The sequence below is a fragment of the Pseudomonas sp. UFMG81 genome (assembly GCF_015354575.1).
Lineage (GTDB): Bacteria > Pseudomonadota > Gammaproteobacteria > Pseudomonadales > Pseudomonadaceae > Aquipseudomonas.
The window spans coordinates 2501-14956 of the sequence record NZ_JACAFQ010000005.1 but is presented as its reverse complement, the minus strand read 5'-3'; the positions used below and the strand labels follow the sequence as shown (position 1 = coordinate 14956).

12 protein-coding genes (1 of these 12 running past the window's edge) are annotated in these 12456 nt (G+C 63.2%); 2 read left to right on the top strand and 10 right to left on the bottom strand.

What is annotated here, in order from left to right:
• Positions 1-40: 40 nt before the first annotated feature.
• The 10 genes from IX761_RS05095 to IX761_RS05050 form a co-directional block, all read right to left on the bottom strand.
• Complete coding sequence (locus IX761_RS05095) at positions 41-1999, bottom strand: DUF4105 domain-containing protein (RefSeq protein ID WP_194788544.1); 1959 nt, start codon at positions 1997-1999, stop codon at positions 41-43.
• Positions 1996-2316, bottom strand: coding sequence for a DUF2388 domain-containing protein (locus IX761_RS05090; RefSeq protein WP_194788543.1), 321 nt, complete (start codon positions 2314-2316; stop codon positions 1996-1998). The genes IX761_RS05095 and IX761_RS05090 overlap by 4 nt, the downstream gene beginning before the upstream one ends.
• A gap of 36 nt (positions 2317-2352) precedes the next feature.
• Complete coding sequence (locus IX761_RS05085) at positions 2353-2646, bottom strand: DUF2388 domain-containing protein (protein ID WP_194788542.1); 294 nt, start codon at positions 2644-2646, stop codon at positions 2353-2355.
• Positions 2647-2732: 86 nt separating this feature from the next.
• Positions 2733-3050 carry a DUF2388 domain-containing protein gene (locus tag IX761_RS05080; RefSeq protein ID WP_194788541.1) on the bottom strand — a complete coding sequence of 106 codons (318 nt, stop codon included), beginning with the start codon at positions 3048-3050 and terminating at the stop codon, positions 2733-2735.
• 296 nt (positions 3051-3346) lie between these two features.
• Complete coding sequence (locus tag IX761_RS05075; protein WP_194788540.1) at positions 3347-3562, bottom strand: DUF1127 domain-containing protein; 216 nt, start codon at positions 3560-3562, stop codon at positions 3347-3349.
• A 552-nt stretch (positions 3563-4114) separates the two neighbouring features.
• A complete protein-coding gene (locus IX761_RS05070; RefSeq protein ID WP_194788539.1) occupies positions 4115-5608 on the bottom strand; it encodes an acetyl-CoA hydrolase/transferase family protein in 1494 nt (497 codons plus the stop codon).
• A 186-nt stretch (positions 5609-5794) separates the two neighbouring features.
• Positions 5795-7231 carry an NAD(P)(+) transhydrogenase (Re/Si-specific) subunit beta gene (locus IX761_RS05065; RefSeq protein ID WP_194788538.1) on the bottom strand — a complete coding sequence of 479 codons (1437 nt, stop codon included), beginning with the start codon at positions 7229-7231 and terminating at the stop codon, positions 5795-5797.
• 2 nt (positions 7232-7233) lie between these two features.
• On the bottom strand, positions 7234-7548 hold the full coding sequence (locus IX761_RS05060; RefSeq protein WP_110995049.1) for an NAD(P) transhydrogenase subunit alpha: 315 nt from the start codon (positions 7546-7548) through the stop codon (positions 7234-7236).
• Between the two features lie 11 nt (positions 7549-7559).
• Positions 7560-8681 carry a Re/Si-specific NAD(P)(+) transhydrogenase subunit alpha gene (locus IX761_RS05055; RefSeq protein WP_194788537.1) on the bottom strand — a complete coding sequence of 374 codons (1122 nt, stop codon included), beginning with the start codon at positions 8679-8681 and terminating at the stop codon, positions 7560-7562.
• A gap of 440 nt (positions 8682-9121) precedes the next feature.
• Complete coding sequence (locus tag IX761_RS05050; protein ID WP_194788536.1) at positions 9122-10021, bottom strand: LysR family transcriptional regulator; 900 nt, start codon at positions 10019-10021, stop codon at positions 9122-9124.
• Positions 10022-10188: 167 nt separating this feature from the next.
• Here IX761_RS05050 and IX761_RS05045 point away from each other — a divergent pair, with 167 nt between their 5' ends.
• Positions 10189-11370, top strand: a complete 1182-nt coding sequence (locus IX761_RS05045; RefSeq protein WP_194788535.1) for an acyl-CoA dehydrogenase — start codon at positions 10189-10191, stop codon at positions 11368-11370.
• Positions 11371-11385: 15 nt separating this feature from the next.
• Positions 11386-12456: the 5' portion of a CaiB/BaiF CoA transferase family protein gene (locus IX761_RS05040; RefSeq protein ID WP_194788534.1), read on the top strand. Its footprint extends 150 nt past the window's final position; 1071 of the gene's 1221 nt are visible here — the first part of the coding sequence; it begins with the start codon at positions 11386-11388; the stop codon falls past the right edge of the window.

Here is a 12456-nt window from a genome sequence, read left to right as displayed (position 1 = left end):
AAGGCCGCTCCTACAGAGATTGGGTCCGACCTGCTGCGCCTCAGGGCAGCTGCAACCCGCCCGCTGCCTTGTGCAACGCGCGCAGATGCTCGCCCACCTGTTTGATATTGGCTTCCACCGCCTTGATCTCCCTGGCCCGTTCCGGCCCCAGCAGCGCCCTCACCTGCTGGTCCAGATCGTTGCTCAACCGCAGCAACTGGGCCTGGCGTGCCTTGCTTTCCTGCTCCAGGTGCTGGCGCTCGTCGGGTTGCGGCAGGCCGTACCCACCTGCCCCCAGTAGTTCCGCCGGGCGGCTGAGGTAGCCGCTGTTGGCGAGGATCGCCTGCAAGGCCTGGTCGGCCTTGTCGAAGCTGCCGTCCTTGAGCGCCCGGCCATTGAGGTAGCGTTGCTTGACCTCGTCCTGGGCCAGCAGCAACTGTCGGCGCAGGCTGGCCTGCTCCAGCAGCAGAAGCGCCGCGCTGGTGCGCAGGTCGGCACGGTCAAACCACGGCCGGCGCTGCTCGGCATCCAGGGCCAGCCAGTCCTCGACGGCGCTCTGCTTGATCGGCAGTTGCTTTTTCAGCACGTCGAACATGGCCTGGTAGCGGTCGCGGTAGGAGTCGAAGCGGTAGCCCAGGCGCAGCGCCTCGCGTGGGTCGTCGAGTACGCTGGTATCGGCCAGGCCCCTGCCCTTGAGCACTTCCAGCAGGCCGTTGGGCATGATGTTGTCGAGGTCGTTGAGGCGCGGGTTTGCCGTGCCGCTGCGCAGCAACTTCAAGTTCTCGACGGCGCAGTTGTTGGACAGGAAGAAATAGTTGCCGTCGTAGCTCCAGTGCATCTCGGCGGCCTGGCGGACGAGGTTCTCGATCTCGCTGCGGCTGAGCTTGAGAGGTACCGAGGCCAGGCTGCGCAGTTCGGTCTTGGTGTATTCGTCGATCACCTGGCCCAGCGGCAGGACGAACAGCCGTGACGGGTAGGCGCCGACCAATCCGCCCCAGCTGGACAGCTGCACGTCGTTGACGAAGGCGCGGTACGACAGCACCAGGCTCTGGTCGAGGTCCAGCCGGCAGGCCGGGCCGCGTGGGCGGCCGGGCGCACAGATCACCAGGCGCAGCATGCTGTGGCCCCAGCGGCTGACCAGGTTCTGGTTGGCTTCGGCCAGCAGGTAGTCGACCTCATACACCCGCTCGGGGTCGATCTCGCCCAGCGGCTGGCGGGCGAAGTCGTTACCGGCGTTGAGGAACGGCAGGCCCTTGGCGCAGCCGTTCTGCGTTGGCGCCCAGCCGAAATGCTCGCTCAGGTACTGGTTGAGCGCCGGCCGGCGGCAGGCATAGCTCGGGTCGAGGAGGAAGTACTCCATGTTGACCGCGACGAATTCCTTGGGGCTGCTCAGCTCGTAGCTGTCGGGGCTGCGTGCCGTCTGGCCGTTGTGTTGCTCGCGCTCGCCACGGCGGCCGACGTATTGCTGCCAGCCGGCCAGGTCGAGCAGGCGGGGGTCGTCGCTAAGGGTGAAGCGGCGCTCGGCCTGGCCACGGCAGTCCTGCGGCAGGCCGACGTTGCCCAGTGCGCCCTGCTGGCGTTTGCAGCGGGTGATCAGCTGGCGCTCGGCGCTGGGCCATAGGCGCGCACGGTCGTAGATGTGGGTGAGCTCGTGGAGCACGGTGGCCAGCAACTCTTCGCGGACCGTGCCGTGGGGTCGGTCGGTCTTCTCGCGGGCGGCACTGCCGTCGACCAGGCTTGGGAGCAGGCGACTGTTCAGGTCGAGGGTGGCGACCGGCGAAGCCTGGCCGTAAGCATCCTCGGGCATGCGGTCTGTCCAGCTGACCAGGATGCGCCGGTCAAGCTGCTGCTTGAAGCGCGGTGGCAGCTTGGCCATCGCTTCATCCAGCAGCGCCTGCGTGGCCTGCTGTTGTAGCGCGTCGAGGCCGTCGGCCTGCAGTACCAACTGCAGGTCGGCCAGGGCGGGCGTGCCGAGCAGCGTCAGGGCGCAGCCGAGCAGCCAGGCACGCGCGCGCTTCACAGGGCGAGAATGGCTTCGGCCAGCACTTGGTCGCTGGCGTCGCGGGCTTCTGGCACGCGGCTGCGCAGGGTGTCGAAGGCGGCTTCGAGCTGGGCACCGCGGATGCTGCCGTTGCTGGCGACGAAGCTGGCGGCGTCGTCGTGGGCTTCGCGGATCACTTTCGAATCACGAATCGAGGTGGTGGTGTCGGAGGTGAAGTCGACCGTGCGCGCTGAGGCGCGGACGATGATATTGCTGGTGGCCACCAGCGTGCGTGCCTGGGCCAGATCGGCCAGCACCAACATGCCGAGGGAAGCGGCGATCAGCGATTTACGCATGGAACATCTCCGGAACATGCAAGGAGTCATAGATGATCATTGGACGAGAATCGCTTCGGCCAGTTCCAGGTCGCCGACAGCGTGGCAGGCATGGCCCTGGCGCAGCGATGCCAGCGCAGCCTGCAAGCGCGCACCACGGATCAAGCCATCGGTGGCGACGAACGCCGCGGCGTCGTCACGGGCGGCGGTGACGACCTTGCGGTCGAACGGCGCGCTGGTCACCTGGCTGGTGACATAGCCACCGGCGAACAGGCCTTGGGTGGTGGTATCCATGGCATGGGCGCTGCTCATGCCGGCGAGGGTGAGCAGCAAGGGCAGCAGATAACGCATGGGCTCTCGAAGCAGTGGTTGCGGGCAGCGAAGGCTACCCCGGATGCACGGGCCTGGGCCAGTGAATCCGGGTGTAAAAGCAGGGTTTAGAGCGCGAGGATAGCGCGGGCCAGTTGTGCGTCGCTGGCTTGCAGCGAGGGCTGCTGCTGGCGGATATGCATGAAGGCGCTTTCCAGCTTGGCGCCGCGGATCACGCCTTCGCTGCCAACGAAGCTGGCGGCGTCGTCACGGGCGGCCTGGACAATCTTGTCGTCACGGAACGACGAGGTCACGTCGGAGGTGGCATCGGTGGTAGCGGCGACGCCGCGCACGACGGTGTCGGTGGTGACCACGAAGCTGGTGGCATTGGCCGCTCCGGCGAGGGACAGCAGCAAGGCGGCGCCAAACAGTTGAGAACGGGACATGATGAAGGACTCCTGCGCAGGGTCTGGGTGGTTCTGGTTATCGGACGCTCGCTTGGCTCGTCGCGGTACGGTGTTGCCAGGCGTGTAGGACAAGCGTAACACGCCTCGGTTCACCTGCCTGGGACGGGCAAGGATCACAAATCGTAACTGTACTGGTCTATCTGTGGAACTATGAAGTTGTACTTGTTGCAAGTTCAAGCGCTCTATTTCGGGCACCACAGACAAAAAACCCGTCGCGGTTGCCCGCGACGGGTTCTTGAGAATGCGCGGTGCTGGCTTTGGCCAGCGACCGAAGCTTAGCGCCAGAACGGCTTGCTGAGCTCTTCGTAGCGCTGCGACTCGCTGATACCGGCGTCGGCCAGCAGGCGGGAGTCCAGGCGCGCCAGCTGACGGCGGCTGGCCATGCGGCGCTGCCACAGCAGCAGGGTGGACAGGGCGCGCAGCGGCAGCGAAGCGTTGGAGGCTTGGGCGTTGCTTTCGAAAACCAGACCGGAACTGAGGGTACGTTCCATGATGTGTCATCCTTCCGCTTGTGGCGGCATTAGGTAGTGATTTAACTGGTGCCCATCTTCCTCCCTTGGTGTCCATAACAGTAGATACAGTTCAGCAGTAATACGATGGCTCAGTTAACTGTGTAACCCTACTGTTGCACTCGAAACTGACGCAACTGTACTGGTGTGCACCTTATTGGTGCGAATTTAGCCAGGCGGGAAGAAAAGCGAATGAGGAAGGCAGATATTTACCAGTACAGTAGTACAGTTTTATCGATGTGTTGCGCGCGAGTGATTGCCTAGCGAAATTGTTGTGATCCTTGAATGCGCAATCGCCGGCAAGCCGGCTCCCACAAGGATGCGTGGTCCTGTGGGAGCAACTGTCTTGTTCTGCTGTTCTGTAGGAGCGGCCTTGTGTCGCGAAAGGGGGCGCAGCGCCCCCAGGTTCTCGAGTACGCCCAAGATCGCCGGGGCCGCTGTGCGGCCCTTTCGCGACACAAGGCCGCTCCTACAGGTGACGTGCAAACTTCAGGGTGAGGCTTGCCGGCGATTGGGTATTGAGGAGTTGCTGGATCAGCCGGCCAGCATGCGGCCGCTTTCTTCCAGGTTCTCGTGCCAGCTCAAGGCTTCGCGCAGGATGTGCGGGGTATGGCCGCCGCGCTGGCAGGCGCGCTCGAAATAGTCGTTCAATGCGGCGCGGTAGTCCGGGTGCACGCAGTTGTCGATGATCACCCGGGCACGTTCGCGTGGGGCCAGGCCACGCAGATCGGCCAGGCCCACTTCGGTCACCAGGATGTCCACGTCGTGCTCGGTGTGGTCGACGTGGCTGACCATCGGCACCACGCTGGAAATCGCGCCACCCTTGGCGATCGACTTGGTGACGAAGATCGCCAGGTGGGCATTGCGGGCGAAGTCGCCGGAGCCACCGATGCCGTTCATCATCTTGGTGCCGCAGACGTGGGTGGAGTTGACGTTGCCGTAGATGTCGAACTCCAGCGCCGTGTTGATGCCGATGATCCCCAGGCGACGCACCACTTCAGGGTGGTTGGAGATTTCCTGCGGGCGCAGCACCAGTTTGTCCTTGTAGCGCTCCAGGTTGCCGAACACATCGGCGTTGCGGCGGCTCGACAGGGTGATCGAGCTGCCCGAGGCGAAGCTCAGCTTGCCGGCGTCGATCAGGTCGAAGGTCGAGTCCTGCAGCACTTCGGAGTACATGGTCAAGTCTTCGAACGGCGACTCGATCAGGCCGCACATCACCGCGTTGGCGATGCTGCCGATGCCGGCCTGCAGCGGGCCGAGCTTGTTGGTCATGCGGCCGGCGTCCACTTCACCCTTGAGGAAGGCGATCAGGTGGTCGGCGATACCCTGGGTTTCATGATCGGGCGGCAGCACGGTGGACGGTGAGTCCGGCTGGTCGCTGATGACGATGCCGACGATCTTGGCCGGGTCGATCGGGATCGCGGTGCTGCCGATGCGGTCGTCGACCTTCACCAGCGGGATGGGTGTGCGGGTCGGGCGGTAGGTCGGGATATAGATGTCGTGCAGGCCTTCAAGGTTGGCGTTGTGCGACAGGTTGATCTCGACGATGACCTGCTTGGCGAAGATCGCGAAGCTGGCCGAGTTGCCCACGGAGGTGGTCGGCACGATATGGCCTTGCTCGGTGATCGCCACCGCTTCGATGACCGCGATGTCCGGCAGGGTCAGTTGCTTGTTGCGCAGCTGCTCGACGGTTTCCGACAAGTGCTGGTCGATGAACATCACCTGGCCGTCGTTGATGGCCTTGCGCAGGGTGCTGTCGACCTGGAACGGCATGCGCCGGGCCAGTACACCGGCTTCGGTCAGTTGCTTGTCGAGGTCGTTGCCCAGGCTGGCACCGGTCATCAGGCTGATCTTCAGCGGCGACAGTTTGGCGCGTTCGGCCAGTGCGTGGGGGACGGCCTTGGCTTCGCCGGCGCGGGTGAAGCCGCTCATGCCGACGGTCATGCCGTCCTCGATCAGGCCAGCGGCGTCAGCCGCACTCATTACCTTGCTGTGCAGGGAGGACAAGCGGATGCGATCACGGTACATGGATTGTTATCTCAGGCTACTGAAGCTACTGGAAGCGCAGTCTAGAGATTTAGCCCGGTGCCGTCCCGCGACCATGGTCGTAGGCGAAGCCCGGAAATAGAGCCGTTGATCTGGATCAAGCAAATGAAAAGGCCCCCGGGAATAACTCCCCGGGGGCCTTATGCGCTTCTATATATAGAGGCGCGGTTACTCCACGGCCTTGACCATGTCTTCGATGACTTTCTTCGCGTCACCGAACACCATCATGGTCTTGTCCAGGTAGAACAGTTCGTTGTCCAGGCCGGCGTAGCCGCTGGCCATCGAGCGCTTGTTGACGATGATGGTCTTGGCCTTGAACGCCTCGAGGATCGGCATGCCGGCGATCGGCGACTTGGGATCGTTCTTCGCCGCCGGGTTGACCACGTCGTTGGCGCCCAGCACCAGCACCACGTCGGCCTGGCCGAACTCGGCGTTGATGTCCTCCATTTCGAACACCTGGTCGTAGGGCACTTCCGCTTCGGCCAGCAGCACGTTCATGTGGCCCGGCATGCGGCCGGCAACCGGGTGGATCGCGTACTTCACGGTCACGCCGTTGTGCACCAGCTTCTCGGTCAGCTCTTTGAGCGCGTGCTGGGCGCGAGCCACCGCCAGGCCGTAGCCGGGAACGATGATCACGCTGTCGGCGTTGCTCAGCAGGAAGGTGGCATCGTCGGCCGAGCCGGACTTCACCGGGCGCTGCTCTTGCGAGCCTTGCGCCGCACCGGCGTCGGTATCGCCGCCGAAGCCGCCGAGGATCACGTTGAAGAACGAGCGGTTCATCGCCTTGCACATGATGTACGAGAGGATCGCACCGCTCGAACCCACCAGGGAGCCGGCGATGATCAGCATCGAGTTGTTCAGCGAGAAGCCGATACCGGCCGCCGCCCAGCCCGAATAGCTGTTGAGCATCGACACCACCACCGGCATGTCGGCGCCGCCGATCGGGATGATGATCAGCACGCCCATGATGAAGGCCAGGGCCAGCATCAGGGTGAAGGCGCTGTAGTGGCCGGTGAAGGTGAACAGCAGGCCCAGGGCGATGGTGGCCAGGCCGAGGATCAGGTTCAGCTTGTGCTGGCCGGCGAACTGTACCGGTGCGCCCTGGAACAGGCGGAACTTGTACTTGCCCGACAGCTTGCCGAAGGCGATCACGGAGCCCGAGAAGGTGATGGCACCAATGGCCGCACCGAGGAACAGCTCCAGGCGGTTACCGGTGGGGATCGGGTCGCTGATGCTGGCGACGATGCCCAGCGACTGCGGCTCGAGCACTGCGGCGATGGCGATGAACACCGCGGCCAGGCCGATCATGCTGTGCATGAAGGCGACCAGCTCGGGCATCTTGGTCATCTCGACGCGCTTGGCCATGATCGAGCCGGCGGTGCCGCCGACCAACAGGCCGACGATCACGTAGCCGATACCCGCCGTAGCCAGCTCGGCGCCCAGCTTGTAGATCAGGCCGACGGTGGTGAGGATGGCGATGCCCATGCCGATCATGCCGAACAGGTTGCCGCGGCGTGAGGTGGTCGGGTGCGAGAGGCCCTTGAGCGCCTGGATGAAGCAAATCGAGGCGACCAGGTACAGAAGCGTTACCAGATTCATGCTCATGCTTACTTCTGCGCCTCGTTCTTGGTTTTCTTCTTGAACATTTCCAGCATGCGGCGGGTGACCAGGAAGCCACCGAACACATTGACTGCGGCCAGGGCCACGGCGAGGGTGCCCATCACTTTACCGGCGGGGGTGACGGTCAGCGCCGCCGCCAGCATGGCGCCGACGATGACGATCGCGGAAATGGCGTTGGTGACGGCCATCAGCGGGGTGTGCAGGGCTGGGGTGACGTTCCACACCACGTGGTAACCCACATAGATGGCCAGCACGAAGATGATCAGGTTGTAGATGCCGTGGGAAATCAGCAGGTCTTCCATTGTCGAACTCCTCAGGCGTTATTGCGTACGACCTGGCCGTCGCGGCACATCAGGCACGCGGCGACGATGTCGTCTTCGAGGTTGATGACCAGGTTGCCGTCCTTGTCGAACAGCAGCTTCATGAAGTCCAGCAGGTTGCGGGCGTACAGCGCCGAGGCATCCGCGCCGACCTGGGCTGGCAGGTTGGTCGGGCCGACGATGGTCACGCCATTGGCCTGCACCACCTGGTCGGCGACGGTCAGCGGGCAGTTGCCGCCTTGGGCCGCAGCCAGGTCGATGACCACCGAGCCGGGCTTCATCTGCGCCACGGTCTCGGCGCTGAGCAGCGTCGGCGCCTTGCGACCGGGGATCAGTGCGGTGGTGATCACGATGTCGGCCTGCTTGGCGCGTTCGTGCACGGCCTGGGCTTGGCGCTGCATCCAGCTGGCGGGCATGGGGCGGGCGTAACCGCCGACGCCTTCGGCGCACTCGCGCTCTTCATCGGTCTCGTACGGCACGTCGAGGAACTTGGCGCCCAGCGACTCGATCTGCTCTTTCACCGCTGGGCGCACGTCGGAGGCTTCGATCACCGCGCCCAGGCGTTTGGCCGTGGCGATGGCCTGCAGGCCAGCAACGCCAGCGCCGAGGATCAGCACGCGGGCCGCCTTCACGGTACCGGCGGCGGTCATCAGCATAGGCATGAAGCGTGGGTAGTGATGGGCGGCCAGCAGCACGGCCTTGTAGCCGGCGATGTTGGCTTGCGACGACAGCACGTCGAGGCTTTGCGCCCGCGAGGTGCGTGGCGCGGCTTCCAGGGCGAAGGCGGTGATGCCGCGTGCGGCCATCTTGCCGATCAGTTCGCTGTTGAACGGGTTGAGCATGCCGGCCAGCACACTGCCGCTGTTGATCAGCGCCAGTTCCTGGTCATTGGGTGCGACCACCTTGAGCACCAGCTGCGCGCCGAAGGCATCGCTGGCTTCACCCAATGTGGCGCCAACGGCTTCATAGGCAGTGTCCGGAATGCTGGCCTTGAGCCCTGCCCCCCGTTGCACGGTGACCTGATGGCCCTGGCCAACCAGTTTCTTGATGGTTTCGGGGGTCGCGGCGACCCTTGTCTCACCCGTCTGCGTCTCGAGAGGAACACCAATGTGCACGACTTTGTCTCCTGCGGTGACCTTTTTTGTCTTTATGGAAACCAGCGCACTTCGGGTGGTGCGGCTGGGCGGCCGTAGAGCACGACCCCGCCTGAACCGGGGGCGGGGAGGCATTTTGCAGACGAAGCATGGGGCCTTCAACCCGTCATGAAGCGAAACGAAGTCAAAACTACAAGTCACCCTGTGACCCTATGTCGCAACGCTTGGGTTCCGGCCCGTCAAACACGCGCTATTCCGAGCTTAGGAGAAATTTCGAAAAAATTTTCGCGGTTTTCGTTCGTTGCTCGGTGAATGTCGCAAAATAAGCAGCAAACCCGCGTGTTAACTAGGGTTGATGCTGTTTTTGTGGTGTGCGGAACAGATTACGAATTTGCGACAAATCAGTATATCTGTAGGTGTTAAAAATAATTAACTACGGAGTCAGGTTTGCTGTTCATGCCCTATTCTCCGGCCGCGTACTGCTTGGCCTGCGCCACCAACCAATCACGGAATGCCCGCAGCGACGCGGACTCGACTTTCCTGTCGGGAATCATCAGATGGTAGGCCTTGTCGCTGGACAGGGCATGCCTGTTAGCGACCACCAACCTGCCCTCCCGCAGCTCGCGCTGGATCAGGAACGGTGGGATCAGGGCAATGCCCATTTCATGCATGGCGGCCTGGGCGAGCATGGAGAACAGCTCGTAGCGTGGGCCGGTCATGTCGCGTTCGACACTCATGCCGAGGCCGTCGAACCACTGCCGCCAGGCATACGGGCGGGTGGTCTGCTGCAGCAAGGGCAATTCGGCGATGCGATGCGCATCGAGCTCGCCCTGCCCCTCCAGCAGCGTAGGGCTGCACACGGGCAGTGGGTTCTCGCCCATCAAGCGGTGGGCCTGAGTACCCGACCAGTCGGCATCGCCGAAGTAGATCGCGGCATCGAACGGCGTGTCGGCGAACAGGAATGGGCGGGTGCGGTTGGTCAGGTTGACCGTGACCTCTGGGTGGCGCTGCTGGAAGTCCTTCAGGCGCGGCAGCAGCCACTGGGTGCCGAAGGTCGGTACCACGGCCAGTTCGATCACGTTGGCACCCTGTTGGCGCATCACTGACAGGGTGTCGCGTTCCACGGCGTCCAGTTGGGTGGCGACTTGGCGGCTGTAGGACAGGCCAGCTTCGGTCAGCTTCACGCCCCGGCGTGAGCGGCGGAACAGTTCGACATTGAGGAACTCCTCCAGCCCGCCTATCTGGCGACAAACGGCGCCCTGGGTCAGGGCCAGTTCCTGGGCCGCCTTGGTAAAGCTCTCGTGACGCGCGGCTGCTTCGAAGCAAACCAGGGCGCTGGTACTGGGGATCTTGCGGCGCATGTACGTCAACCTCACATGTAAGCGTGGCAATGTGGCGTTATGCTGATTTCGGAGTGAGAAAATATCACTAAACAGTGCGCAATCCTCGTTTGTCCCGACAGCCGATCAGGCCTAGGATCAATGCAGCGCAAAAATCCGCTCCCAATTCTGTTTCGAGGAATTCGCTCATGGCCGGTAAAGCAAGCTTCAACTGGATCGACCCGCTGCTGTTGGATCAGCAGCTCACTGAAGAAGAGCGCATGGTCCGTGACAGCGCCTATCAGTTCGCCCAGGACAAGTTGGCGCCGCGTGTGTTGGAAGCCTTCCGCCACGAGCAGACCGACCCTGCGATCTTCCGCGAGATGGGCGAAGTCGGCCTGCTGGGCGCGACCATCCCCGAGCAGTACGGCGGCAGCGGCCTGAACTATGTGTGCTACGGCCTGATTGCCCGCGAAGTCGAGCGAATCGACTCCGGCTACCGCTCGATGATGAGCGTGCAGTCGTCGCTGGTGATGGTGCCGATCAACGAATTCGGTACCGAGGCGCAAAAGCAGAAATACCTGCCCAAGCTGGCCAGCGGCGAGTGGATTGGCTGCTTCGGCCTGACCGAACCCAACCATGGTTCCGACCCGGGCTCGATGATCACCCGCGCGCGCAAGGTCGACGGTGGCTATCGCCTGACCGGCAGCAAGATGTGGATCACCAATAGCCCGATCGCTGACGTGTTCGTGGTCTGGGGCAAGGATGATGCAGGCGACATTCGCGGCTTTGTCCTGGAGAAAGGCTGGCAAGGCCTCAGCGCCCCGGCCATCCACGGCAAAGTCGGCCTGCGCGCTTCGATCACCGGTGAGATCGTCATGGACAACGTGTTCGTCCCGGAAGAGAACATCTTCCCGGATGTGCGCGGCCTGAAAGGCCCGTTCACCTGCCTTAACTCGGCCCGCTATGGTATCTCGTGGGGTGCGCTGGGCGCCGCCGAGGCCTGCTGGCACACCGCGCGCCAGTACACCCTGGACCGCCAGCAGTTCGGTCGCCCGCTCGCCGCCAACCAGTTGATCCAGAAAAAACTGGCCGACATGCAGACCGAAATCACCTTGGCCCTGCAAGGCTGCCTGCGTCTGGGGCAAATGAAGGATCAAGGCACCGCTGCGGTGGAAATCACTTCGATCATGAAGCGCAACTCCTGTGGCAAGGCCCTGGATATCGCCCGCATGGCGCGTGACATGCTGGGCGGCAACGGTATCTCCGACGAGTTCGGCGTGGCCCGTCACTTGGTCAACCTTGAGGTGGTCAATACCTATGAAGGTACCCACGATGTGCATGCGCTGATCCTGGGGCGTGCGCAGACCGGTATCCAGGCGTTCTATTAATAGAGGAGCCAGGCCATGGGTGCGCTTTCCCATCTGCGGGTGCTGGATCTATCCCGGGTGCTGGCCGGCCCATGGTCCGGACAGATCCTTGCCGACCTTGGGGCTGATGTGATCAAGGTCGAGCGCCCGGGCTCGGGTGACGATACCCGTGCCTGGGGGCCGCCCTTCCTCAAGGACTCGCGTGGCGAGAACACCAGTGAGGCGGCCTACTATCTGTCGGCCAACCGCAACAAGCGTTCGGTGACCATCGACTTTACTCAGCCCGAAGGCCAGCGCCTGGTGCGCGAGCTGGCGGCTAAGTCGGACATCGTCATCGAGAACTTCAAGGTCGGCGGGCTGGCGGCCTATGGTCTGGACTACCAGAGCCTGAAGGCAGTTAACCCGAAGCTTATCTATTGCTCGATCACAGGCTTCGGCCAGACCGGGCCGTATGCCAAGCGTGCCGGCTACGACTTCATGATCCAGGGGTTGGGCGGGCTGATGAGCCTGACCGGGCGTCCGGAAGGTGAGGAAGGTGCCGGGCCGATGAAGGTTGGTGTGGCCCTGACCGACATCCTTACGGGCCTGTATTCGACAGTGGCGATCCTGGCTGCCCTCGCCCACCGGGACCAGGCCGGGGTTGGCCAACATATCGATATGGCCTTGCTGGATGTACAGGTGGCCTGCCTGGCCAACCAGGCGATGAACTACCTCACCACGGGGAACTCTCCGCGGCGGTTGGGTAATGCGCATCCCAATATCGTGCCCTACCAGGACTTCCCGACGGCGGATGGCAATTTCATCCTCACCGTGGGTAACGATGGGCAGTTCCGCAAGTTTGCCGAGGTGGCTGGTCAGCCGCAGTGGGCGGATGATCCGAGGTTTGCTACCAACAAGCAGCGTGTGGCCAATCGGGCTGATTTGATTCCGCTGATTCGTCAGGCCACGGTGTTCAAGACTACGGCTGAATGGGTGAGTGAGCTGGAGAAGGCTGGTGTGCCCTGTGGGCCGATCAACGACCTGGCGCAGATGTTCCAGGATCCGCAGGTGTTGGCCCGGGGGCTGGCGGTGAACATCCCGCACCCGTTGGCGGGGAATGTGCCGCAG